The organism is Paenibacillus sp. D51F, assembly GCF_053345695.1.
Genome location: NZ_JBKFAO010000002.1, coordinates 238082 through 262836 on the forward strand (window position 1 = coordinate 238082; position 24755 = coordinate 262836).

The window sequence follows — 24755 nt, forward strand, 5'->3', positions numbered from 1 at the left end:
GGAAATGAAAAAAAGCCGCTCCTGGAGGAGCGGCCTAGCGTTCTATCGCGATAATTGCCGCTAGCCGTAAGCGGGTTCGCAGCGAATTCTTGCAGGTCGAGGAGCGACAGTCAAGGCGAAAGTCCATGGCATCGCGCATGGATATCCAAGGCGAGCTTCCGCAGCACGCTGCGCGGTCATGCGAGGCGAGTTTCCCCCGCACGCTGCGCAGTTATCCGAAGCGAGTTTCTACAGTACGCTGCGCGCGGATACAAAGCGGTCTTTCCACCAGCCGGATGTCAGGCTGTTCACCGTCACCCCGTTGGCGGATGGAGTGTTGTGAATGAAGTTGCCGTCGCCCATGTAGATGCCGACATGATTGATGACGCCATTGTTCGTACCGACGGTGTCGAAGAAGATGAGATCGCCCTTCTTCAGATTTGCCCGGCTGACGGCGCTTCCCTGGGATTTCTGGGAGCTTGTCCCCCATTTCAAGCTGACTCCGGCTTTGCCGTAGATGAACTGGGTGAAGGAGGAGCAGTCGAAGATCAGCTTGCTCTCATTGCGGACGCCGTAGCTGTACGATACTTTGCCGATGTAGCTCTGCGCCAGCGAGACGACCTGATCGGCTTTCGCGCTTGCTCCAGGCTGCACGCTTCCGCTGCCGCCTCCCGCTGCTGATCGCGAGTATGTGGTGTACTTGCTGCCGGAGGAGATATATCCGCTCTCGCCTTTTGCTGTCAGGACATGCAGCCAGTAACTGTTGGCCTGTCCGACGACATGGACCGCTTCGCCTTTTTTCAGCATGCGGATTTTGGCGGCGGAGTTGCTTGGCTGTGTACGCATATTGACGCCATATGTAATGGTAGTCTCAAAAGAAGAAGATGCCGCAGCTGCCGGGGTCGGCGGGACGTAAACGGCTCCAATAGCGGTAAATGCCACGGTGGCGCACAGACTCGCTCCGATCAGCTTGCGGTTGAACCAATTACTGCTCATGTTGGTGAAAACCTCCTCGGGTTGTTGGTCTATCCCAACTGTAGCAGATTTTTAACGGCCTAAGATTTTCCACGAAGAGCAGAAATCCAGGGGGGACATGCTTTTCAAGGCCTTTCTTAGAAATAAATGAGAACTATCTCATCAAAATTCGGCTGCCCGAATTGATGCCGGGACTGGATAAGAGGCAGTAAATAGAGCCTTGCGAAGGCAGAATCAAGCGTTTTTACGAAATCGATAATTCGTCGCCAATTAAATTCCTGTATAATCCAATTGCAACTATCTTCCCTATCGAAAAGGAGGCATTATGTAATGAAATCAATCGTCAGGCTTTTAGCGTCGGCCGTCCTCATGCTGGCTCTGCTGCTGGGCAATGTAAGTCCGCTGATTGGACAAGCTGCCCCGGTGGCGGATGCAGCCGTATCCGGACCGACCGATTTTGCCGGCATCATCAACTACATCAAGGCAAACGGCAAGCTGCCGGCCAACTTCTTGACGAAAAGCCAGGCGACAAGCAAAGGCTGGGTGTCCAGCAAATGCAATCTGGCTACAGTAGCACCCGGCTACAGCATCGGCGGGGATGTCTTCTCCAACTATGAAGGCCTGCTTCCAGCCAAGTCGGGACGCACCTGGCGCGAGGCGGATGCCTACTACACGTCGGGATGCCGCAACGCTTCCCGGGTCCTTTATTCCAATGACGGCCTCTACTACACGACAAGCGACCATTACGCCAGCTTCCAGAAGTGGTGAACAGCTTGGGGGACTTGCTTTTTCAGGCAAGTCCCTTATTCTTGGAATAGACAAGAACCCTCTCCAAGGAGATGAGAAGGCTGGACAAGATCTTGCTACTTGACGGCAGCAAGCTGGCGACGATCGAAGCTTTTCACGATGCGCTTAGCCGCGAGCTGCACTTCCCCGATTATTATGGCCGCAATCTGGACGCTCTTTACGATTGCCTGACGGATTATGCCGGTTCCCCTCTGGCCATTCATTGGATTTCCATCGAAGACAGCCTCAAGCTGCTTGGCGAACGGACGACATCGGCCTTGCTCTCCGTATTCAAGGATGCCGCAGACCATAATCCGAGCTTGACCTTCTCGTCCCCCGACTCGGCTTAAAAACCGGAGGCCTGCCGAAAAACTCGGCAGGCCTCTTCAGGCTTACACTCTATCTCCCTTTTCCATTCCACGCGCGTTTTCATTTCAGCCGCCATCTGCTGCAACCTCTGAAGCGGCCGGCCAATATCCGGCGAATTCCTGCTCGTCATAAGCGTAAAAGCTGGCCAGAATCGGCTTGCGGTCATCGAGGAACAGCTGGCTCGACACGGCGGATACAAGCTTGGGAATCGCATAGCGCATGCCCGAAAGGGCCGAAGCCGACAAGCCGCAGCTGATCATCGCGGAGTAATTGAACGTGAACAGTCCGTGCAGCAGGCTGTTCCCCTCCTCGCTTCGGCTCGTGAAGGCAAAACCTGGCGTCAAGTAAGGATGGGCGTCAAGCACTGCGCTGGCGATGGGCTCAGGAGCGTCATACCGGTCTTTCCAGCGGGCGATATGGCTTTCCACCAGCTTCAGCTCCGGACGCAGCGCCGGATCGGTCAGCAAGCCGGTGCTGACGAGCAGGAAGTCGTAAGCGAAGCTTCCTTGAGGCGTCGTTACGACCGCCTGCTCCCCTTCCTCCCTGACAGCCAGCCATGGCGCTCCCAGATGGAGGCTGAACCCGGGCCAGGAGCATGCCCGCTGGAAGGTGTCATTGGTGGGAGGCTGGTTATGATGGAAGAAATGCGCCATCGCCTCGTATTTCTCCTCATCGGAGAGGATGTGGAAATGCTCGATCATGCCCGAATACTCCATCTGGCGGATCGGATTGATCCGGGACAGCTCGCTGCGCCGGACGAATACATGCGCGGCGGCTGCTCCTTGAGCAAGCGCGTGGTTGGCATTGTCGAACGCCGATGCTCCCCCTCCCAGCACAGCGATCCTCTTCCCGGCAAGCTTGGAGAAATCGATCGGCTCCGAAGTGTGGGCATACAAGCTGCTGGATACGTTGTCGGCCACGATGCCGGGAACATGCCACTCTCCGCCTCCCTGTATGCCGGTAGCCAGAATGACCTTGCGCGCCAGCAGATGGGGAGATGACGGTTCGGGGCCTTCCACATGAAGGCGATGGATGCCGCCGGGCAGCGGCTCGATCAGCTTCAGCCTGGCATCGTTCCGGACAGGCAGAGAGAGGATGCGGCGATACCATCGCAAATAATTCATCCACTCGCCGCGCGGAATTTTGTCCACCTCCTCCCAGCCTTCCTCTCCGTGCTGCGATTCCCACCAGGAGCGGAAGGTCAGGGATGGAACGCCGAGATCGATGGAAGTCAGATGCTTGGGCGTCCTCAGCGTGACCATTCGGGCATAAGTTTCCCATGGACCTTCGCAGCCCTCTGCATTTTCGTCGATGACGAGTATGTTGGACACTCTCTCCCGCAGCAGGCCGAAGGCGGTGCCGAGGCCGCTTTGGCCGCCGCCGACGATGACAACGTCATAGACGTGGCCGTCCGGATGTACGCGGGGACGAACCCAATCCTTTCCTCCAAAAGCAATATAGGCAAGATCTTTGCGGACGCGCGCGTTCAGTTCCTCTAGGCTCATGGCAGCATTCATACCTTTCCGGACGCGATGGCATCCTTGCATGACCGTTCATCAAAGGAATCAGTCGATAGGATGAGAGCTCTAGCGACAATATGCGGCCACCCACTCTCATTCAGCTCTTTCGAAATTGTTTTCATGTTATATTTTATAACCTGTCGTGTAAATATAGAGCTTTGCATCTTGTAATCCGCTTTTCGGATTTTGTGCAGCGTAACGATATTCTCCGCCTTCTCTCCCTGACGGCCTTTTCTACCTCCCGCCATTCCATTCCGATTGAAACGAAAAAAAAGCATCTCCGGAGCGAGTGGAGATCGCTTCGGAGATGCTTCTTGCTGGCCGGCTTTAAAAACCTGGAAGGCTGCGCCGGTACTTGTCGGCAGACATGCCGACCGTCTGCTTGAACAGACGGCTGAAATGGGCCGGATGCTTGAACCCGACGCGGAAGCCCGCTTCCGTAACGGAAATGTCCGGCTCCAGCAGAAAGAGCACCCTGGCCTGGTTGACCCGCTGCTTGTAGATATACTCGAACAGCTGCACGCCTGTAACTTCCCTGAACGTTCTGGACAGGTAAGAACGGCTCAAATGCAGCTCGCTCTGAAGCCGCTCCAGCGTGAGCTCCTCGGAAAGATGCCCGCCGATATAGTCCATGATATCCTGCGCGATCTGCTCCTTGTCCCTCGACCGTTCCGGCGCCAGATTCATCGGCTCCTGGCATCGCTCGTAGATGAACCCCAGCAGATCTTCGAACGCCAGCTTCATCCGGTACAGGCCGGCAGCATCGCCCTGCTTCTTGAAGCGGTCCATCCTGGCCAGAATCAGCTCCGCTTCTTCCCGATGCTCTCCCCGCAGAGACAGCCGATAGTTGCGGAGCTCCTCGAACGGCCGCATGACGGGCAGCTGCGCCCCGGAGGGCGAGGCGGCCCGGAGCGGATCGGGATAGAAATGAATGATGCTCCGCACGTAAGGTTGGCTCGGATCGACTTTGGGCCTGTGCAGGGTCATGCCGTACATGAGCAGCATGTCGCCCGGCTCCAGCCGGTAAATGCGGCTTCCGATCAGATACGTGCAATCCCCTTCATGGAAGAAATAAATCTCATAGTAGGGGTGAGAATGGAAATCCTGCATGACCTGCCCATCGTCGCGAAAGGAATAATCGAGCAGGCCGGCAGGATAACCGCCGCTTCCGGACATGCATGCCACATCCTCTCCATGGCTATGTGCCATGGGTTCAGCATACCATCGTCCATCGCTTCTGATAAGAGAGGACCGGTCAGGCTCCGGACGCGGCACCGCTGGTCTCCAGCAGCTCGCGCATATAGCGCGAGTATTGCTCCAGCATTTCCGGCGAGCTGTATTGCCCGCTGAAATCCTCCACCCCGATGAACCCGTCGTAGCCGACGGCGATGAGGTCGGAGACGACTTCCTTCCAGCGGACGACTCCGCCTTTCATGCCCGTCCAGCTGCTGTTCCACCGGACGCTTCCATCGGCATCGGCCGTCGATGTCCACCCGGCATTCTTCATATGCACATGAGCCAAATAGGGCCCGAGCATCTCCAAGCCCATGCGGTGGTTCTCGTAGCCTTCATGGACCATGTTGCCGGGATCGTAGAGGACCCCGACGGCGTCCGTGTCCAGCCCTTCGCACAGCCGGATGGCGGCCGAAGCGCTCGGGGCGATCGTGCCGTGATGGGTCTCGATCAGGCCTTTGACTCCATACTGCCTGCACAGGCTTGAAGCCTCGCGCAGGTAGATCCTCTGCAGGCCGAACAGCTCGCCGAAAGGTCTCGATCGGTCGTAGCCGTGCACGCCCAGACGGATATAATCCGCCCCGAGCTCCCTCGCAGCAGCCAGCACCTGCTCGGTCCCTTCCAGATCGCCTGCTTGCAGATAAGGCGTCAAGCTTATGGACTTCAGTCCTTCCTTCTCCGCCGCGCCTCGGAACCGGGCCAGCACGCCGGCATCCGCGCTCTGCGGCACCGTAGCCAGATTGTTCCCCCAAAAGGAGGGCTTCTCTTGCCTGATTTCTGCGGGAGTATCCTTGCAGCGCCATTCTATCCCCTGCAGGCCTGCCTTGCGGGCGGCTGCGGCCAGCTCCTCCGGAGAGAGCTCCGGCGTTGCCACGGTAAATACAGACAGCTGAATCGTCATGGTCGAGATGGCCTCCGATCTATCATCTGATTTATTCCCGCCTCCAGGAAGCAGGCTCCTCCTTCAAGGCGGATCTTCCATTGAATCCGCCGATCCTTATCGCTTCCGCTTGCGCCAGCAGGCACAGCTCCGCCGCCTTGAACGCATGCTCCTGCGTCATGGCCTCCTCCGTCCGGTTCAGGACATCAAGAATCAGGCTGCCGAAAAACGGATACCCGACCTTGCCGGAAAGCTCCATATGATGCTCTCCCTCGCCGTTCACGAGATAGAGATGATCACCATGCGGGGAACGGGCGATATCCACATACTTGCGCAGCTCGATATAACCTTCCGTGCCGAGGATGACCGTGCGTCCGTCCCCCCAGGTCGAGAGGCCTGCCGGCGTCAGCCAGTCGACCCGGAAGTAATGGCTGGCTCCGTTGTCGCCCAGCAGGCTGGCATCCCCGAAATCCTCCAGCTCGGGATAGGCTGGATGCTGGTAATTGCCCACCTTGCTGTGGAGCACCCGGGCATCGCGGCAGCCGGCAAAATGAAGGAACTGCTCGATCTGATGGCTGCCGATATCGCACAGGATGCCTCCATACCGCTGCCGGTCGAAAAACCAGTCCGGCCGCGACGGCGCATTCAGCCGATGCGGGCCGGTGCCCATCACCTGCACGACACGGCCGATGGCTCCGTCGGCGATAAGCTCTCCGGCGAATACGGCACTCTCCACATGCAGCCTTTCGCTGTAATAGACGGCATACTTGCGGCCCGTCTCGGCAGCGCAGCGACGGGCTTCCTCCAGCTGCGAGAGCTCCGTGAACGGCGTTTTGTCCGTAAAATAATCCTTGCCATGCCGCATGACCTTGACGCCGAGCGGTCCACGCTCGTTCGGCACGGCGGCCGCGGCGACGAGATGCAGCTCCGGATCCTGAAGAACTTCTTCCAGGGATCCGGCAATGGCCGCGCCCGGGTAGCGGGAAGCAAATGCGGCTGCCCGATCGCAATCGGCATCATAAACCGACTTCAGCGTGCCGCCGGCTTCGATCAGCCCGTTGCACATGCCGTAAATATGGCCGTGGTCGAGGCAGACAGCGGCGAACACGAATTCCCCCCTGCCGACGACGGGACTCGGCTTCCCCTGCGGGGCATAATTCATACCGTCCTTGCTCACTTGCGGTTCCCCCTTGCATCAAGCAGCGTTATCCGCCGCGACGCTATATTTGCCCATCCCCAGCTTTTAATGAGTGCCCTTCACATCCAGCGTACGGCCTGCAGCCGCTTGATCCTTGCCGGCAGTCGAAGCCGCGATGCGGGCCTGCAGCTCACGGTAATACCTCTCGTCATCCAGCGGCAGCTCCACCCATCCGTCCGTCCAGGCGGACAGGAGCATGGCGTTGGCCAGCGCCAAGCCTTTGATTCCTTCCTCTCCGGGCGACTCCAGCGGGGCGCGTCCGGCGATGGCATCGACCCAGTTGCGGGTCACGGCCCGGTGCTGGTTGGGATCGCCGCCCGGCACCGGGACATCGATCCGCCATGTCTCCGGGCTGCCGAAGCCACCGGCGTACGTCCGGTTGAACTCGCTCTCCGGCGTTCTGAGACGCCAGAACGTCAGCTTGCCGTCCTCGGCGACCAGCTTGCCGCGGTCGCCGGTAATCTCGAGCCGGTTCGTGCCGGGCGCATCGACGGTCGACGTGATGAACACTCCTGTCGCTCCGTTCGAGTATTCGGCATAAGCGGTAACATCGTTCTCCACTTCAATGTCCCGATGTTTGCCGAAGCCGCAGAAAGCACGGATCCGAGTCGGCATGAGACCGGTGATCCACTGCCACAGATCGAGATTATGGGGCGATTGGTTCATCAGGACGCCTCCGCCCTCGCCCTCCCAGGTCGCTCTCCAGCCGCCGCTGTCGTAATAGCTTTGGGAACGGTACCAATCCGTGACGATCCAATTGATGCGCCTGACCTCGCCGAGTTCTCCGGATCCGATCAGCTCGCGCATCTTGCGGTAAAGAGGGTTCGTCCGCTGATTGAACATGATGCCGAACACCCGGCCGCTGGCCGCGGCAGCCTCGTTCATTTCCTTGACCTGCTTCGTATACACGCCGGCCGGCTTCTCCACAAGCACATGCAGTCCCGCTTGGAGGGCGGCTATCGTTTCTTCGGGATGGGAATAATGCGGCGTGCAGATCAGGACGCCGTCCACCTCGCCGGAATCGAACATCTCCCTGGCGCTTCCGTACGTCTTGACGGAGTCGCCGAAGGCTGCCTTCGCCCAGGAGAGCCTCTCCTCCCGGACATCCGATACGGCAGCCAGCACGCCTCCCGGCACTTCGCCTGCCGCCAGATACGCGGCATGGCCCGAGCCCATATTGCCGAGCCCGACAATTCCGATTCTCAGCTCAGTCGTCATTTGAATGCCTCCCCATGCTTCGGTTCCGCCCGCCTGTCGACGGGGCATGCCGTGATTGTATCATGGCAGCGGTTGCAGCTCTTGACCGAGATGGACCGATTATCGCTCCCATTTGACTCTCGTTGCACAATACAGGCCAAACACCCCATTCCGATGCACCAGCTCCCCCACTGATATAGCGAATGTGGCTGGCACAACCGAGCAGAAGCTTTACAAGCCTTCGTTCTATGTCCCCTTTTTTTCCTGAATCCGGCATTTTGCTCTTGAAATTAAACCTTAAACGAACTAATATGAACTTATATGAACTAATCCAAACCTATTAGGAGGAATTCAAATGGAAATCCGTTACGCTTCCCACCCGCAGGAAGCAAAAGCTTTCGATACGGGCCGCCTGCGCCAGGAGTTTCTGATCGAGAGCTTGTTTGAAGCCGACCGCCTCGCTCTCTTCTACACGCATGTGGACCGCTTCATCGTCGGCGGCGTCATGCCGGTGACCGGCAGCGTCAAGCTGGAGGCCGATCCGAAGACGATCGGCGCGGCATCCTTCCTGGAACGCCGCGAGATCGGCATCATCAATGTCGGCGGTCAAGGCGCCGTAACCGTAGACGGCATCGAGTACGCCATGGAGCCGAAGGACTGCCTTTATGTCGGCCGCGGCGCCGGCGAAGTCGCCTTCCATAGCGCCGACGCCTCCAATCCTTCCAAATTCTACTTGAACTCCACTCCTGCTCATCAGACCTATCCGACAGCGAAAGCCGCCATCAGCGAGGCTTCGCCCAATCATCTTGGAAGCCCGGCCAACTCCAACGAGCGGACGATCTACCGCTATATCCATCTCGGCGGCATCCAGAGCTGCCAGCTGGTCATGGGCATGACGCTGCTCAAGGACGGAAGCATGTGGAACACGATGCCTTGCCATACGCACAATCGCCGCTCCGAGGTGTACTTCTACTTCGACATGCCGGAGGACGGCAATGTCTTCCACTTCATGGGAGAGCCGCAGGAAACCCGCCATCTGGTCGTACGCAACGAACAGGGCGTGATCTCCCCGAGCTGGTCCATCCACAGCGGCGTCGGCAGTTGCAGGTATACGTTCATTTGGGGCATGGCCGGCGAGAACCAAGTGTTCGAGGATATGGACCCCGTTGCCATGAGTGAACTAAAATAGAGAAAAAAAACGAATGGATGAACGAAAATGAACCCATTGCGGCGTTATGAGACGATTATGGAAATTCTGCTCGCCCAGCGCGAAGTGACGGTGGCCGAGCTGAGCGAGCGGCTGCAGGTAACGGGAAAGACGATCCGCGAGGATCTTCAGAAGCTTGAAGAGCGGGGGCTTCTGACCCGGATCCACGGCGGCGCCATGCTGGCGCAAAGCGATCAGCTCGGGATTCTGAGCTCCCGAGAGCCGCTCGTCCGGCATAATCCGGAGAAGGCCGAAATCGCCGGACTGGCTGTCGAGCTGATCAAGCCGGGCGAGGTCATCGCCTTGGACGGGGGCAGCACGACGCTGGAGATCGCCAAGCGGCTGGACAACGCGCCGCTGACGGTCGTCACGAACGATGTGAGGATCATCGCCGAGCTCGCTCCTAAGGATGCGATACGCCTCGTCGTTCCCGGAGGCTATCGGGTCCGCAATATGCTTGCCGGCCAGGAAGCAGCCGCCTACGTGCGGAGGCTGAACATCCATAAGGCTTTTATGTCCGCGACGGGAGTTCATCCGGAGAACGGCTTCACGATCTATACCGGCGAGCTGCTGGAAATCAAGCGCGCCATGATTGAAACCGCAGACCAAGCCTATGCCGTGGCAGACAGCAGCAAGTTCGGCCGAAGCGCTCTGTTCACCTTCGCCAAGCTCAGCGAAATGAACGCCATCCTGACGGATTCCCTGCTGCCTTCCGGCTGCGCCAAGGAGTATGCCGAAGCGGGTGTCAGGCTGCAGGCCGCAGCTCCTTCTTAGCTCCTCCAATAAGCCATGAAAGGAATGAAGGAATGATGTCCTTGTTCGATTTGACCGGCAAAACGGCCCTTGTCACCGGAACCTCCGGCGGCCTCGGGCAAGCCATGGCCGTCGCCCTGGCCGAAAGCGGCGCTGCCGTCGTCGCCGTCTCCTCCTCGGGAAGCCGGGCAACGGTCGAGACGATCCGCGGCCTCGGCGGCCAAGCGAAGGATCTCCCCGCCGATCTCGGCGATCTGGACGCCCTCGAGGACGTCTATGCCGCTGCTCTCTCCTTCACGGGAGGCATCGACATCCTCGTCAACAACGCCGGCATCATCCGCAGGACGCCTGCAGCGGAGCACGGACGCCGCGACTGGGAGGATGTCATCAACCTGAACTTGAATGCCGTCTTCTATCTCAGCCAGCTGGCAGGAAGAGGGATGATCCAGCGGGGCAGCGGCAAAATCATCAACATCGCCTCGATGCTCTCCTTCCAAGGCGGCGTCAACGTGCCGGGCTACGCGGCGAGCAAGCATGCGGTCGCCGGATTGACCAAGGCGCTCGCCAATGAATGGGCCGCGAAGGGCGTCCAGGTCAACGCTATCGCTCCGGGATACATGATGACGAACAATACCGCCCCTATCCAAGCCGACGAAGGCCGCTATCGTTCCATTACGGAACGAATTCCGGCAGCCCGCTGGGGAACGCCCGAGGACCTGAAGGGACCGGTCGTGTTCCTCGCTTCCCAGGCTTCCGATTACATGAACGGCCACGTCCTCTGCGTGGACGGCGGCTGGATGGTTCGCTGACCGGAATCAGGAGCCTATGCTCCTAGCTTCTTCGCTTGCTACGCAAATCAAGACGCACCGCATACATCCACATAAAAAGCAGCGGCTCCGGACATGAATTCATCCGATTGCCGCTGCTTTTTGAATCGTACCGATTGAAAGCCGGCATCAGCCTTTCACGCCGCCGACGGTCATGCCTTTGACAAAGTATTTCTGCAGGAAAGGATACACGATGATCATCGGCAGGCTGGCCACGATCGTCATCGTCGCGCGGATGGAGCTCGGCGTGACGAAGTTCGAGCTTGAGTTCGCGCTGTTCGCGAATGCCGACGCCGACGTCATCGAGGAATTCGAGTTGGAGTTCGCCAGCATCTTCATCAGCTCGTACTGGAGCGTGCTGAGATTCACTTTCTCGGAGTTGTAGAGGAACACATCGAACCACGAGTTCCACTGGTAGACGCCCGTGAAGAGCGCGACCGTCGCGAGCGAGAAATTGCCCATCGAGATGCCATATTTGAGCATACTGGTCCTCGCTCGTCCTGCATGAATACCGGCATCTGCTGTCCGACTCGAAGTATTCGATCCAGATGATCGCCGGCATGCTCGGCTACCGCGATATCGCCCACTTCAGCCGCCAGTTCAAGCGCTGGACGGGCTTCTCTCCTTCCGAATACAGGAAGCAGCTGCATGTCTGAGCCCCGCTGCAGACTGCGATTCCGAAAGTAACGGCGGCTTGGTAACGGCGGCTTGGACGGCGGCTTGGACGGCGGCTTGGACGGCGGCTTGGACGGCGGCTTGGACGGCGGCTTGGACGGCGGCTTGGACGCCTGATCGGGCCGCTGCCGATGCTGCATCCGGGCACCTCCGTTCCCGTTTTCAAGAAAACGCTGTCAAACTGGTATGGTAGTATGGTAGTATCAAAAAGGAGGAGGCGATACCGCCATGAATCAACCCCTCGCAACCCGCGGTTCATCCGCCCGCGACATCGTGTACGACAGCTTGAGAGAACAGATTCTCAGCCTGGAGCTGCCTCCGGGAACGGCTCTGTCCGAAAAGGACTCGGCCGCCGCCTTCGGCGTCAGCCGCACTCCCGTACGGGAAGCTTTCCTGCGGCTCGCTCAGGAACAGCTGGTCCAAGTGCTCCCGCAGCGCGGCACCTTGGTCTCGCTGATCGACCCGGAGCTCGTGGAGGAAGCGCGCTTCATGAGGGAGCAGCTGGAGAGAGCCGTCATCCGGCTCGCCTGCGCCGGCTTCCCTCCGCTCTCGCTCTCCGCGCTGCGGGACAATCTCGCCGCCCAGCAGGATGCGATGACGCGGCTCGACGACCGGAGGCTGTTCGAGCTCGACGAGGCGTTCCACCGCGCCCTGTTCCAGGGCTGCGGCAAGCTGAACACCTGGTCGGTCATCCAGCAGATGAATCTCCATCTGAACCGGGCCCGCTTGCTGCGTCTGGCGAGCGATCCCCATTGGACCCATCTGTACGAGCAGCATGCCGCCATGGCGGAAGCGATCGCCGATGGACGCGAGGAAGCAGCCGACGACCTCATGAAGCAGCATTTGCGGCTCGGCATCGCCGACCAGGAGCTGCTCAAGAAGGAGTATCCGCATTATTTCAAGCCGGAAAGGGAGAATGCCAAGTGAACATGAGCTTCCGCTGGTTCGGTGAAGGCAACGATACCGTCACCTTGAGCCAAATCAGGCAAATTCCAGGCGTCACCGAGATCGTCTGGTCGCTGCACGACATTCCGGCCGGGGAGGAATGGCCCCTCGACCGGATCGTGGACATCCGAGATCAGGCTGCGGCGCATGGCCTCGGCATCAACGTCGTCGAGAGCGTCAATATCCACGAGGACATCAAGCTCGGACTCCCGAGCCGCGATGTCTACATCGAGAACTACATAAAAACGATGGAAAAGCTGGCTCAAGTAGGCGTGAAGGTCATCTGCTACAACTTCATGCCCGTCTTCGACTGGCTGCGCACCGATCTCCATCATCCGAGCGGAGACGGCTCGACCGCTCTGTTCTATGAGAAAAGCCGGATCGAAAACGTCGATCCGTTCGAGCTCGTCCGGCAAATAAACGCGAATTCCACGCTCACGATGCCGGGCTGGGAGCCGGAGCGCCTCTCCCATCTCACTTCCTTGTTCGAGGTGTATCGCGGAGTGACCGAGGAGCATCTCTGGGATCACCTGAAGTATTTCCTCGACAAAGTCATCCCGGCGGCGGAAACGCTCGGCATCCGGATGGCCATCCACCCGGACGATCCGCCATGGCCGATCTTCGGCCTCCCGCGCATCATCACCGGTCAGGACAACCTGCGCCGCTTCCTGTCTCTCCATGACAGTCCCGCCAACGGCATCACGCTGTGCAGCGGCTCGCTCGGAGCGAACCCCGCCAACGACATCGTCGGCATGATCCACGAATTCGCGGACCGCATTCCGTTCGCCCATATCCGCAACGTCAAGGTGTTCGACAACGGAGACTTCATCGAGACGTCCCACCGGACGCAGGACGGAACGGTCGATATCGCGGGCATCGTGAAGGCTTACCGCGACATCGGCTTCGACGGCTACGCCCGCCCGGATCACGGACGGCATATCTGGGATGAGCAATGCCGTCCCGGCTACGGACTGTACGACCGCGCGCTCGGCATCATGTATCTGTGGGGATTGTGGGACGCAGCAGGCAGCCTGACTCCATCCGCCGTGAAGGAGGGACACGCTTCATGAGTCTCCTGCCTCTGCATGCTTCTCTCGAAGGCAAAACCGCCGTCGTCACGGGCGGCTCCGGCGTGCTCTGCCGAGTCATGGCGCTGGAGCTCGGCCGCCAGGGCTGCCGCGTCGCCGTCCTCGGCCGCAGCCTCGACAAAGCGGCTGCCGTCGCCGATGAAATCACGGCTGCCGGCGGCAAGTCCATCGCGCTCTCCTGCGATGTGACCGATCCGGACAGCGTCGCAGCCGCTGCCCTGTCCGTGCAGGAGCGGCTCGGTCCATGCGACATTCTCGTCAACGGCGCCGGCGGCAACCATCCCAGCGCCAACACGACGAACGAGATTTTCCGCTCCGGGGATCTGGAAGACGAGAAGACGGTATCCTTCTTCGATCTCAGCGTCCAGGGCTTCCGGAACGTGTTCGACCTCAACATGGTCGGAACGCTCCTTCCGACCCAGACGTTCGCCAAGCAGATGCTAGGACGGGGCGGCACCGTGCTCAACGTCTCCTCCATGAGCGCTCCTTCGCCGCTGACCAAGGTGCCGGCCTACAGTGCCGCCAAAGCCGCGATCAACAACTGGACGCAGTGGCTGGCCGTCCATATGGCCGAATCCGGAATCCGCGTCAACGCCATCGCTCCGGGCTTCTTCCTCACAGAGCAGAACCGCGGGCTGCTGCAAAATCCCGACGGCAGCTGGACAGAGCGCTCCGGCAAGATCATCGCCCATACTCCGATGCGCCGCTTCGGCGTCCCGGAGGATCTGCTCGGCACGCTGCTCTGGCTGCTCGACTCCGACTCGTCCGGCTTCGTGACCGGCACGGTGATTCCGGTCGACGGCGGATTCATGGCTTATTCCGGCGTATGATAGAGCTGACGTCCTGGGGCAGCCTCGTATTCAACGGCACGAACGGCATCGCATCCACGAGCAAGAAAGCAACCGTATTTTAATCTCTGCTAGATCCGAGTCCGGCAGCCGAATGATTGCATTCGGCTGCTTTTTACTATTTTTTAACATCTCTCCAGGCTTCTCTTTAGTATAATGAGAGGGACTGCTTTTAGGGGAGGTAGACACGTTTGAAAGCAATCGCGGTATTTTGCGGATCCAGCATGGGCGCCAAGCCGACCTATGCCGAAGGAGCATCCAGACTCGGTTCGGAGCTGGCGCGGAGGGGAATCACCCTTGTCTATGGCGGGGCAAGCGTCGGCATCATGGGAGTGCTCGCCGATTCCGTTCTGCAGGCGGGCGGCCAGGTCATCGGCGTCATTCCAACGATGCTGGAGGAAAGGGAGATTTCCCATCGCGGACTCACCGAACTGATCGTGGTCGGTTCCATGCACGAAAGAAAGCTGAAAATGTCCGAGCTCGCGGACGGATTCATCGCGATGCCCGGCGGCCCGGGCACGATGGAAGAGCTGTTCGAGATCTTCACCTGGGGACAGCTCGGCCTGCACGGCAAGCCGATCGGCTTGCTGAATGTGGACGGCTACTACGACGGGCTGATCTCTTTCTTCGGCCATATGAACAAGGAGCAGTTCCTCCAGGACAAATACATGTCGATGGCGCTGTCGGATTCCGACCCGGCCTCGCTGCTGGACAAATTCGCTTTGTATACGCCTCCGGAAGTCAAGACGTACATCAAGAAAAGCCAGACGTAACCGCCGAACGGTACGGCTCCATCTATGCAGGGCAAGCAAAAAGGCATTGCGACGCCGGCGGCGTCGAAATGCCTTTTTGCAACGAAAGAACCCGAAGGCGGCAATGTTTTCGTAAGCAGGCTTAAAAACAGAGAGCAAGCCGCCTTGAGACGACGGAATCGGATCGGGTTCGGGCGACTCCGGATCAAGCTCAGAGCAGCGTGATTAGGAGGTTTGCCGCTGCCTGTCCGCGACGGCAAATCTGTTCAGGCTCGCTTCCGTTTCGAGAATAGCGGCGGCAAGAGCATTTCCTTCCCCCTCTTGTCCTCTTCTGAAGTAAAGAGAGCGAAGAAGGTTCTTGCCGTTCACACGGGCGACAGCCTGCGCCCGGCTTCCCGGCCAATTCAAGCAGGTCGATAATCCGGTTATCCAATCCGCGATCTCCGCCTGAGCAAGCCGCCCATCGCCGATCATGGCGTCCACGATGCTTGCGATTCGTTCATCCTCTTCCTCGCCGAAAATATGGCTTCCATTCTGCAGCATGCCTTGGATCGCGGCAAGCATCTCGCGCTGTACCGCAGCATCGCTTTCCGGGCACTGGACCAGCTCCTTCAGCGCATCCGCTCCATGCGCGGCACTGTGCGCCCAGCCTTCTTCAGGCAGAAGCCCGCGAAGATCCTTTTCCTCCCGATAATAGCGGAGCAGAGAATGTTTCAGAAGCTCATAGCCGTCTTGGTCCAGAAAAGGCTTTCGACTATGGCGCCTGGCGATCAAAGCCAGCGGCAATACGGAGAAAGTCCTCGTAAATACCGTCTGATCGCCATCCCTGCCGATATGGTAGAACAAATGATTCTCATCGGCAAGCACCTCGAGAAGGCTTTGCCATTCTTCTTCGGCCAATCTCTCCTCCGTCATCCAGACATAGAATGTCGGATAGATGAGCTCATCCCGCAATTCCGGATCGGGATCGCCGATGAACCGCAGCATTTGAGCGATATAATCCTCCCTGCTCTCTCCTTCGCGAAGCTGGTAGTTCTCCTTCTCTACTCTTTGCAAGTTATGTCTGAGCTGCGTCCTCGCATCGTTCATCTCTTTATCCCCTTCATCATGCATTCGATCTCTTCCACCACAAGCTCCGGCTCATCCACATGAATGTAATATCTGCCCGGCAGCTTGCAAAAAAGCCCGCAGGAGGTCAACATCTGCGGACGGAGCGAATCTATGCGTTCAATAGAGATTCTATCTTTCCATGTTCAAATCAGCATAACATGGAGGATTCATGAACCTGAGGTAAGAAATAGGTTAAACCGATTTCCCCTGCAAATGATCATTCGGATGATGACAATCAAGCGAATTTCCCCATCTACTCTACGTCACTTGAAAAGGAAAAGAAGATGGAAAGGATGAATAGGATTACAGCTATCCCCAAAACAACAAATACCGAATAACCAAACCATTGCAGTATTTTTGGCATCGTCTTCATATCAATTTTTTTAGTAGGCGTACCCATGATGTTGTGATAATGCAGCAAGGTACGGATCCAACTATGCAGAAAAAGCAAAAAGGCATTCGGACGCCAGCCGCGTCGGAATGCCTTTGTTGCAATCAAAGAACCCGTTGAAAATGTTTTACTGGCGGGAGGACGGCTCCTCGCCGGCCGCGTTCCTTTCCCGTACAAAATCGGCGATTCGGGCATGAATGGCATCGCGCACCTCGCGGAACTTCGCCATGATCTCCTCTTCCGTTCCCGTCGCCTTGGCGGGATCGTCGAACCCCCAGTGCCATTTGATGACGTCCGTATTGGAAATGGCCGGGCAATGCTCGTCTGCATGCCCGCATAGGGTGATGACATAATCGGCAGCGTTCAGCAAATCGAGATCGATCACATCCGAGCTGTGCCCGCTTATATCGATCCCGGCTTCCTTCATCACCTGCACGGCGCGTGGATTCAAGCCGTGAGCCTCCAAGCCGGCGCTTCTGACGTCGAACCGTCCACGCCCTTCCGCCTTGAGAAAGCCGTCGGCGATCTGGCTGCGGCAGGAGTTGCCGGTACATAAGAAATATACCATCGGTCTAGCGTTCATAAGACGGGATATCCCCTTTCCTTTTCGATTTTGATCTTGCAATCAGCAGCCAGCCGAAGGCAACAAAGATCAGAACAGCGCCCGCATTCGCAAGCCAGACATGAATGATATTCAAGGACAGGAAAGACAGCCACAAATAGAGTCCGACCAGAGTAATCAGCAGCGTCGGAACCGTAAGCGCGATTCCCGCTTTGAAATAATACCCCCAGCCGATGCGCAAGCCTTTGCGGGACAGGACATGCAGCCACAGAAGAGTCGCGAGCGAGCCGATCGGCGTGATTTTCGGTCCGAGATTGGAGCCGATGACGTTGGCATAGATCATCGCTTCCCGAATGACGCCGCTCGTCTTCGTTGCCTGGATGGCCAGCGCATCGATCATGACCGTCGGAAGATTGTTCATGACGGAGGACAGGAACGCTGCGATGAACCCTGCGGCTATGCTCGTGATCAGCAAGCCTTGCCGGCCGATCGCTTCGAACAGGGAAGTCAGCGAGTCCATCAGCCCCGCATTCCGAAGGCCGTATACGACGACGTACATCCCGATGGAAAAGATGACGATCGACCACGGCGCGCCTTTGACCAGCTTCCGGACATCCATCTCCGGGCTTCTGCGTACCGCTGCCAGGAACAGGAGCGCGATCGCTCCCGCCGGAATGGAAACCGGAACATGCAGCCAGCCGCTGGCGAAGTACGTGATCGGAAGAGCCGCCAGCACCACCCAGGCCATCTTGAACAGCCGGGGATCCTTGATGGCGTCCCGCGGATTTTTCAGCTTGCCGACCGTGTAGCTGCCGGAAATGCTTTTCCGGTAGAACAGGTACAGCACGAGCAGGCTGGCCGCTATGGAGAATAGCGCGGGAACGATCATGCGGCTGGCGTATTCGTCAAAAGAAATGCCGAAAAAATCGGCGGAGACGATATTGACGAGATTGCTGACGACAAGCGGCAAGGATGCTGTGTCCGCAATGAAGCCGCTCGCCATGACGAAAGGCAGGACCATCCGCTCGTCGAACCGGAGCGCGCGCACCACCGCCAGCACGATCGGAGTCATAATGAGCGCGGCTCCGTCGTTGGCGAACAGAGCCGATACGGCCGCCCCCAGCAGAATCATATAAATGAACATGAGCAGGCTGCTTCCTCCGGCCAGCCGCGCCATATGCAGGGCGGACCATTCAAAAAAGCCGATCTCGTCCAAAGCCAGCGAGATCAGGATGATGGCCACGAAAGCCAGCGTCGCGTTCCATACGATTCCCGTTACCGCCGCGACATCCTCAAGGGTAACGACTTGAAAGACCAAGGCAAGAACCGCTCCCCCGGCGGCCGGCCAGCCGATGCCGAGTCCTTTGGGCTGCCAAATAACGAATACAAGCGTAGTTGCAAATAGAATTGCTGCCGTGATTGCCATCTTCGACCCCTCTTTATTCCCCGCAGCCCTTCAGCCGGCTAAGCCGTTCGGTTTGCGGCGGGATGCAGCTTAAAATCGATTCCACATGAGATTTGTCTTCCAGGCTTAAAGAATAGTAGATCCAGGTCCCTCTCCGGGACTCCTTCACCAATCCGGCCGCCTTGAGCTTCCCCAGATGCTGGCTGACGCCCGGCTGCGACAATCCGACCAGCTCGACAAGATCGCATACGCATAACTCTCGTTCCCGAAGGTAGGCCAGGATCATGAGCCGGGATTTGTCGCCCAGCAGCTTCAAATGTCCGGTCAATTCTTCAATCCGCGCTTCCATTATGTACCTCCAGCATGAACTTCTCTCCCTATTATATTAGCAATCGTTTATATAAACAATCGCTAATATAGTGTGCCGGTCTTTTTATTTGTTGGAAATTCAGAAGAAATTCTCCTCGTCACTGCGTTCAAATGTTCGTACCTTCTTCGGCGGCATAGAAAAATCCCCTCCGATCAACAGCGCCGAGTTCAAGATGGCATGAACTCTTTTTCACTGTCTGCCATGAGGGGATCATATCCTCCTGTCATGCTGATAAAGGTTTAAACTAGACCAGCCTCTTTCAAGTTAAGGTAACTGACCAGCACCGTTTCGAATGCGGTCAAGTTGCGCAGCTGATCCTGCTCGACAGTCATCCATTCGACCCCGCCGATTTCACAGGCCGTCCGGATCGAGTCGTGGATGCTGACGATGCCGGTTCCGACTGCCGTCCATTTGCCGACCACGTCCGTCCCATACACATCCTTGATATGTATCGCGGGGACGCGGCCGGCCATTTTGCGCAAGATGTGAGCCGGATCGGCTCCGCCGACTGTAATCCAAGCCACATCCATTCGGAAATACAACGATTTCGGATCGGTATGCTCCGCGAGAATATCCAGTGCATACAGGCCGTTGAAGGTCGTCTTGAATTCGTGGTCGTGGTTATGGTAGCACAGCTTCAGCCCTTCGGCAGCCAATCGGGCGCCTGCGGCATTGTACAGCTCGGCGTCACGCAGCAGCTCCTCTTTCGAGCTGCAGGGCGCCCACCATAAGGTTACATGGGAAGTTTCCAAGGACAACGCCTCCGCAATGACTTTGTCGAGATCGTTGCGCAATTGATCTGAGCTCGCACTATGAGTGGCTACTTGCAGACCCAGCTCATGAAACCGCCTGACATTGGCTTTCACATCTCCTTGCAGAAGCTCGCCGGCTCCTTCGATGCCTTCATAGCCGATCTCAGCCACGCGCCGCATCGTTCCCCAGAAATCCTTATCCGCTTCTTCTTTAATCAAGCCGATAAGACCTAGCTTCGGTCTGTTCATATCGCCAGCTCCTTGTCGTTTTTGTCCTTTGACGGAAAAGCTCCGCTCTCAAGCATCGTTATGAATGGATTGTCGGTTACGCCCGTAAGCGGCAGTTGAACGCGCGCATTGCGGCGTACCGATTCGTAGAAGGAAAAGATAATTTCCGCCGCGCGAAGCGCTTTGCGATGGGACAGCTCGGGTTCCTCTCCCGAAACGAGACAGTCGATGACATTTCGGAACAGGCCTGCCATCTGTTCGTTCGGCTCGCCGGTCTCTACTGGAGGCTTCCATGACGGGTCTGCATACACGGCTGCCTCGCGGATATCTCCATCCCAGAACACCTCGATAAACCCTTTGGTGCCCGTCACTCGAACGCCGCCCCAAATATCCATGTCAGGTCCGCCGGCTTGGATGTTCGCACGAACGCCGTTCTCAAACACGACGATTCCTGCAAAAACGGATTCGGAAGGAACTTGAAACCAGTTATAGGTTTCACTGACATCCACTGAACCGAGCACCCACTTGGCTGGGCATTCGTTCATGAAGCTCATCGCCTGATCGAATGTGTGCGTCCCGCAGTCGAGAAGATTGGGCGGAGAGTACAGATCCATCCGAACGATCTGCCCGAATACGCCTTCGTCCAGCAGCCGGCGCACCATCCTGTTCCCGAAAGCAAAGCGCCGCTGGTGGGAGAACGTCAACTGGCATCCCGTCTCTTCGGCGATGCGCCCCATCTCCAAGCTTTCTCCCCAAGTCGGCGCCATCGGCTTCTCTGACGACACTGCCTTTACGCCCGCCTCCGCGCAGTCGCGAAATACAGACAAATGAAGCGGTGTCCATAAGCAAAGGATGACCACATCCGGACAGGCCTTCGCCAGCATTTCCTTATAATCGGCGTATACATCCGCATTGAAGCCGAATTCACTGTTCAACGCTTCGGCAGCCGACGCCTGAAGATCGGATAATGCTACGACACGGCATCTGCTGTCGGCTTTAACCCCTATGGCATGCTCATAGGCTCGTTTTCCGCAGCCGATAAAAGCCACACGATACGATTGGCTCATTTCCAATCCCTCCATTTATTCGCTCAATGCCGCATCGGAAACGTACACAAATCGTTCGAACCGCGCCATTACGTGGCTCTTCTGCGTCGGATGCCGATCATACAGATAGTCGATAAAATAACCCGGGTGTTCCGAATTACCTGCGAACATATCGTAATGCAGCGGGATGACCGTGTCGAAGCGAGCAGCGACCGAGAGCTCTGCCGCTTCCCTATAGTTCATGTTGCCTACGATATTCCTCGCATTGCGGAAGGGGTCGCGCCCGTTGATCGGCAGCATGCCGAGGTCTATCGATTCGGCTTGCAGCAGCTCGATCAGTCCGGGATACACGGTGGTGTCTCCGGCGTGGTACATCGTTACTCCGTTAAGCTCCACGACATAGCCTACAAAGCGATGGTCCAGATCATCATCGTATTCCAGCTCTTCATGGGCGGAGGGCAGCGGTTTGATCCGGAACCCCGGCCCGTTCCACCACTCATTCGTCCGCGCCGAGATCAGCTTGTCCGGTACAACTCCGAGCCGCAGCATCTCCTCCCGGCAATATCCCGGAGCCATATAGACCGGGTCGCTGTGGGCTGCCGCCAAAGCTGACACTGTGTCCGGATCCATATGATCCATATGGTCATGGGTAATCAACACATATTGTGCATTCGTCATTTGCTGCGGCTTCAGCGGCGGCTCGAACGCCCGATGCGGCGAGGGCGTCAAATACGGATCGATGTAAATGACCACATCCCCTCCCTTGATGACGACGCTGCATTGGCCGAGAAACCATACCGCCAGCATGCCGAACGGTACTCGCGTGCCGTCGATCTCTTGGATCAGCTCTTCTCCGATACGTGTCGATGGTTTGTGCGTCATAAGCCCAGCCCCCCATTGATGTGCAGCTCGGTTCCGGTCACTTGGCTCGATTCATCGGATAACAAATAGACGGCTCCATAGGCCATATCTTCAGGAGTCTGCATGCGGCCGGAAGGTACATGTGTCAATGCCTTCGTATGCAAATCTTCCTCGCTTATGCCCATGTTCTGATGGAGTTCGATTTCTCCTTCGGAAGCTACCCAGCCGACAGTAACCCAATTCGAGCGAATGCGGTCTTTTCCGTAGTGGGCAGCGATATGGCGGTTCAACGTAAGCATGGCTCCCTTGGAGCAGGAGTAGGCAGCCAATTCCTTTGCGCCTTTGTAGCCGTTCGTAGAGCCCATATGGACGATAGAGCCTCCTCCGGTTTTCTGCATCGATTGAATGGCGTACATTGAACAGAAGAAAGCGCCTTTCATGTTGACGGCAAAAATCGAATCGAACTGCTCCTCCGACGTATTCACCATCGAGCCTCTTGGGAAAATGCCGGCATTGTTGACAAGACCGTCAACCCTGCCGTACCCGTGGACCGTCTCATCGATCAGCTGCTTGCACGCCGCTTCCCGGCTGATGTCCCCTTGAACAAACAACGCCTCTGCGTCATGGACTTCCTTCATTTCTTTTACAACTCTGGCGCCGTCCTGCTCATTCCTCCCCCCCACTACTACCGTCGCGCCTTCTTTGGCGCACATCATAGCGACTCCCTTGCCGATGCCCTTCGTTCCGCCTGTTATGACGATCACCTTGCCATCAAGCCGTCTCCCCATGCTGATCTCCTTTCAGCGTACAACCTCAATGCGGTAGGCACGGATCATGGATTCCAATCCGTACCGCGCCGCTTCAAGAGCGCTTTTGCCCCCGAAGTCTTCCATGAACAATTCCAGCGACAAATATCCTCTGTAACCGCTTTCGTACAACAGTTGGGCAAGCTTCCGCGATGGCGCTATTCCTTCTCCCGGGAATACGCGTTCCCGATCGGTTATGACAGCTCTTTCCGGAAGCTCCGGATAATCGTTGACATGCACGATACCGATACGCTCCCCATTCATATAGGCGATGCCGTCTATGCCGCTGCCGCCCGTATACATATGGAAGGGGTCCAGCAAAATTTGCGCATCCGCTGCTCCGCTCTCTATCGCGACATACAGCGCTTCGCTAAGCTTGGACAGCTTATTCGCTCTGCCCCAAAATTCCAGATAGGGCTTGATCCCGATGCTGCTGGCCGTATCCGCAAGCCGGGCGAAATTAGCTGCCATGCTGTCCAGCGACACGGGTGCGACATGGCCGAACGGCGGTGCAGCTACAGCGGCGCAGCCGAGCTCGGCCAGCATCCGCATTTCCTGCGCCGCCTGGATGAACGCTTGCTCCCGTGCCGATTGGTCCGCATCCGACCATGCGAAGAAGGCGATCGCGTTGACGACGGCTATGCCCGTGTCCGATATGTAACGTCGAAGCTCGTTGATCGAGCCCCCGCCGGCCACATAGGCGTCGATATCCTTCACCCAAAGCTCGATCCCCTCATAGCCGGCTTCGGCAGCGACTCTAACCTGCTCTCTCACATTCAGCTTGAAAGGAAACAAAGTCGAAGCATTCAATGCGGGTTTAAATGGAAACATACGGCTCCTTCACATCCAATCATTTCGGTTAAGGCGTTACCAAGATGGTCCGGTTTTCTACACTGCTCCTCAGCCCCAGCTCGATCAAGCGAATCGCCATGCGCGCCTGCTCCGGCTTGACCTCCAGCTCTGCTTTGCCGTTGATGGCATCGGCCACGTTCTGGAAATAAGACGTGTACGAGCCCGGTATCGTTTGAACGCATCCCACAAAGCGAAGCCCCTCGATGGACGTATTCAGTTTGCCCCACGCCGATTCCGGCTCTGATCCCCAGTTCGGCTTAAGCGGCGTGTCGCCTTGGATCAACGCCTGCTCCTGCGGATCGAGCCCGTATTTGACGAAAGATCCCTTCGTTCCATGGAGCACAAATCGCGGACCGCGCTCGCGAACGAGCTTGGAGCTCTTCAAGCGGACTCGCAATCCATCGTCGTAGCCGAGCATGACATTGAAGTAGTCGGTGGCGATGGCGTCATCGCGAATCGTCCGGATTTCGGCTTGGATTGACTTCGGCATGCCGAACAGAGTAAGCGCCTGATCCAGAAGATGCACCCCCAGATCATAGAACACCCCGGTGCCCGGCGCTCCGCTGTCACGCCAATTGCTGCCTGCGTTCGGCTGGTACGCATCCCAGCAGAAGTCAGCTTCGCTGATCCGGCCCAGCACTCCTTGGCGGACCAGCTCTCGAATCGTGAGAAAATCGCCGTCCCAACGCCGATTATGAAACACGCTCAGCACTTTCCCGCGTTCCTTCGCCAGCGCAATCAATCGATCGGCTTCCTCCGTCGTAACTGTAAACGGCTTTTCAACGATGACGTGTTTCCCCGCTTCCAGGGCGTCCTTCACAAACTCATAATGATGCGGACTCGGTGTCGTCACGACAACCAGATCGATACGGTCATCCCGATATAAATCGCTTGCATGCTGAACTAAATCTACCGATGGATACTTCTCCTTGGCTGATGTGCCGCTCCGCTGCACCACTGCTGCCAGCATCAAATCAGGCACAGCGGCAATGACCGGCGCATGGAACGTTCTGCCGGCAAACCCATAACCGATTAAACCTGCGCGAAGTACATTTCCCATCTTGACCACTCCTCTAGATGGTGAGCAAATAGGACGAACGATTGGGGGGCCTCTTTATTACAGGGATTTACAGCTCCTTG

25 protein-coding genes and 2 pseudogenes are annotated in these 24755 nt (G+C 57.6%); 10 read left to right on the forward strand and 17 right to left on the reverse strand.

From position 1 onward, the window contains the following. Positions 1-228: 228 nt before the first annotated feature. A complete protein-coding gene (locus tag ACLBWT_RS04710) occupies positions 229-975 on the reverse strand; it encodes a C40 family peptidase (RefSeq protein WP_447661902.1) in 747 nt (248 codons plus the stop codon). 309 nt (positions 976-1284) lie between these two features. On the opposite strand from ACLBWT_RS04710, the gene ACLBWT_RS04715 reads away from it, so the two are divergent. After that, positions 1285-1722 carry a ribonuclease domain-containing protein gene (locus ACLBWT_RS04715; protein WP_447661903.1) on the forward strand — a complete coding sequence of 146 codons (438 nt, stop codon included), beginning with the start codon at positions 1285-1287 and terminating at the stop codon, positions 1720-1722. 92 nt (positions 1723-1814) lie between these two features. After that, entirely contained in the window at positions 1815-2090 is a 276-nt protein-coding gene (locus ACLBWT_RS04720; RefSeq protein WP_447661904.1) for a barstar family protein, read from the forward strand. Positions 2091-2174: 84 nt separating this feature from the next. Here ACLBWT_RS04720 and ACLBWT_RS04725 read toward each other — a convergent pair whose 3' ends face one another. The 5 genes from ACLBWT_RS04725 to ACLBWT_RS04745 form a co-directional block, all read right to left on the reverse strand. Further along, positions 2175-3614 (reverse strand): FAD/NAD(P)-binding protein, encoded by a 1440-nt coding sequence (locus ACLBWT_RS04725; RefSeq protein WP_447661905.1) that lies wholly within the window; start codon positions 3612-3614, stop codon positions 2175-2177. A gap of 342 nt (positions 3615-3956) precedes the next feature. Next, positions 3957-4805, reverse strand: a complete 849-nt coding sequence (locus ACLBWT_RS04730) for an AraC family transcriptional regulator (protein WP_447661906.1) — start codon at positions 4803-4805, stop codon at positions 3957-3959. Positions 4806-4884: 79 nt separating this feature from the next. Continuing rightward, entirely contained in the window at positions 4885-5757 is an 873-nt protein-coding gene (locus ACLBWT_RS04735) for a sugar phosphate isomerase/epimerase family protein (RefSeq protein WP_447662244.1), read from the reverse strand. A 37-nt stretch (positions 5758-5794) separates the two neighbouring features. Continuing rightward, positions 5795-6904 carry a Gfo/Idh/MocA family protein gene (locus ACLBWT_RS04740; protein ID WP_447662245.1) on the reverse strand — a complete coding sequence of 370 codons (1110 nt, stop codon included), beginning with the start codon at positions 6902-6904 and terminating at the stop codon, positions 5795-5797. Between the two features lie 81 nt (positions 6905-6985). Continuing rightward, on the reverse strand, positions 6986-8158 hold the full coding sequence (locus tag ACLBWT_RS04745; protein ID WP_447661907.1) for a Gfo/Idh/MocA family protein: 1173 nt from the start codon (positions 8156-8158) through the stop codon (positions 6986-6988). 334 nt (positions 8159-8492) lie between these two features. Between ACLBWT_RS04745 and kduI the strand changes: the two genes are divergently transcribed. Genes kduI through kduD form a run of 3 tightly spaced genes read left to right on the forward strand, consistent with a single transcriptional unit; the run spans position 8493 to position 10906 of the window. Continuing rightward, positions 8493-9326: a 5-dehydro-4-deoxy-D-glucuronate isomerase gene (kduI, locus tag ACLBWT_RS04750; protein WP_447661908.1), complete on the forward strand. Its 834-nt coding sequence runs from the start codon at positions 8493-8495 to the stop codon at positions 9324-9326. Between the two features lie 27 nt (positions 9327-9353). Continuing rightward, positions 9354-10118 carry a DeoR/GlpR family DNA-binding transcription regulator gene (locus tag ACLBWT_RS04755; RefSeq protein WP_447661909.1) on the forward strand — a complete coding sequence of 255 codons (765 nt, stop codon included), beginning with the start codon at positions 9354-9356 and terminating at the stop codon, positions 10116-10118. Positions 10119-10153: 35 nt separating this feature from the next. Then, positions 10154-10906, forward strand: coding sequence for a 2-dehydro-3-deoxy-D-gluconate 5-dehydrogenase KduD (gene kduD, locus ACLBWT_RS04760; RefSeq protein ID WP_447662246.1), 753 nt, complete (start codon positions 10154-10156; stop codon positions 10904-10906). Between the two features lie 147 nt (positions 10907-11053). Here kduD and ACLBWT_RS04765 read toward each other — a convergent pair. Next, positions 11054-11374: pseudogene (locus tag ACLBWT_RS04765) on the reverse strand (carbohydrate ABC transporter permease); the annotation flags it as partial. Between the two features lie 32 nt (positions 11375-11406). On the opposite strand from ACLBWT_RS04765, the pseudogene ACLBWT_RS04770 reads away from it, so the two are divergent. From ACLBWT_RS04770 to ACLBWT_RS04790, 5 genes and pseudogenes are all read left to right on the forward strand, one after another. After that, a pseudogene (locus tag ACLBWT_RS04770) lies at positions 11407-11580 on the forward strand (helix-turn-helix domain-containing protein); the annotation flags it as partial. Between the two features lie 247 nt (positions 11581-11827). Further along, positions 11828-12526 carry a GntR family transcriptional regulator gene (locus ACLBWT_RS04775; RefSeq protein WP_447661910.1) on the forward strand — a complete coding sequence of 233 codons (699 nt, stop codon included), beginning with the start codon at positions 11828-11830 and terminating at the stop codon, positions 12524-12526. Then, positions 12523-13614 (forward strand): mannonate dehydratase, encoded by a 1092-nt coding sequence (uxuA, locus tag ACLBWT_RS04780; RefSeq protein WP_447661911.1) that lies wholly within the window; start codon positions 12523-12525, stop codon positions 13612-13614. The genes ACLBWT_RS04775 and uxuA overlap by 4 nt, the downstream gene beginning before the upstream one ends. Further along, complete coding sequence (locus tag ACLBWT_RS04785) at positions 13611-14462, forward strand: SDR family oxidoreductase (protein WP_447661912.1); 852 nt, start codon at positions 13611-13613, stop codon at positions 14460-14462. Before uxuA ends, ACLBWT_RS04785 begins: the two co-directional genes overlap by 4 nt. Positions 14463-14671: 209 nt before the next feature. Continuing rightward, complete coding sequence (locus ACLBWT_RS04790) at positions 14672-15253, forward strand: LOG family protein (protein WP_447661913.1); 582 nt, start codon at positions 14672-14674, stop codon at positions 15251-15253. Positions 15254-15457: 204 nt separating this feature from the next. Here ACLBWT_RS04790 and ACLBWT_RS04795 read toward each other — a convergent pair whose 3' ends face one another. The 10 genes from ACLBWT_RS04795 to ACLBWT_RS04840 all read right to left on the reverse strand — a co-directional run bounded on the left by ACLBWT_RS04795 (position 15458) and on the right by ACLBWT_RS04840 (position 24675). After that, the gene (locus tag ACLBWT_RS04795) at positions 15458-16321 is read right to left on the reverse strand and encodes a DUF2785 domain-containing protein (RefSeq protein WP_447661914.1); all 864 of its coding nucleotides are present in this window, start codon (positions 16319-16321) and stop codon (positions 15458-15460) included. A gap of 539 nt (positions 16322-16860) precedes the next feature. Then, positions 16861-17316, reverse strand: a complete 456-nt coding sequence (gene arsC / locus ACLBWT_RS04800) for an arsenate reductase (thioredoxin) (protein ID WP_447661915.1) — start codon at positions 17314-17316, stop codon at positions 16861-16863. Beyond that, positions 17306-18721 (reverse strand): arsenic transporter, encoded by a 1416-nt coding sequence (locus tag ACLBWT_RS04805; RefSeq protein ID WP_447661916.1) that lies wholly within the window; start codon positions 18719-18721, stop codon positions 17306-17308. The genes arsC and ACLBWT_RS04805 overlap by 11 nt, the downstream gene beginning before the upstream one ends. A 13-nt stretch (positions 18722-18734) precedes the next feature. Beyond that, positions 18735-19049, reverse strand: coding sequence for an ArsR/SmtB family transcription factor (locus tag ACLBWT_RS04810; RefSeq protein ID WP_447661917.1), 315 nt, complete (start codon positions 19047-19049; stop codon positions 18735-18737). Positions 19050-19309: 260 nt separating this feature from the next. Continuing rightward, on the reverse strand, positions 19310-20071 hold the full coding sequence (locus ACLBWT_RS04815) for a sugar phosphate isomerase/epimerase family protein (RefSeq protein WP_447661918.1): 762 nt from the start codon (positions 20069-20071) through the stop codon (positions 19310-19312). Further along, the gene (locus ACLBWT_RS04820) at positions 20068-21117 is read right to left on the reverse strand and encodes a Gfo/Idh/MocA family protein (protein ID WP_447661919.1); all 1050 of its coding nucleotides are present in this window, start codon (positions 21115-21117) and stop codon (positions 20068-20070) included. The genes ACLBWT_RS04815 and ACLBWT_RS04820 overlap by 4 nt, the downstream gene beginning before the upstream one ends. 15 nt (positions 21118-21132) lie before the next feature. Then, positions 21133-21978 (reverse strand): MBL fold metallo-hydrolase, encoded by an 846-nt coding sequence (locus ACLBWT_RS04825; protein WP_447661920.1) that lies wholly within the window; start codon positions 21976-21978, stop codon positions 21133-21135. Continuing rightward, positions 21975-22745 carry an SDR family NAD(P)-dependent oxidoreductase gene (locus ACLBWT_RS04830; RefSeq protein ID WP_447661921.1) on the reverse strand — a complete coding sequence of 257 codons (771 nt, stop codon included), beginning with the start codon at positions 22743-22745 and terminating at the stop codon, positions 21975-21977. The genes ACLBWT_RS04825 and ACLBWT_RS04830 overlap by 4 nt, the downstream gene beginning before the upstream one ends. Before the next feature lie 12 nt (positions 22746-22757). Next, a complete protein-coding gene (locus ACLBWT_RS04835) occupies positions 22758-23594 on the reverse strand; it encodes a sugar phosphate isomerase/epimerase family protein (RefSeq protein WP_447661922.1) in 837 nt (278 codons plus the stop codon). 28 nt (positions 23595-23622) lie between these two features. Then, complete coding sequence (locus ACLBWT_RS04840; protein ID WP_447661923.1) at positions 23623-24675, reverse strand: oxidoreductase; 1053 nt, start codon at positions 24673-24675, stop codon at positions 23623-23625. Positions 24676-24755: the final 80 nt, after the last annotated feature.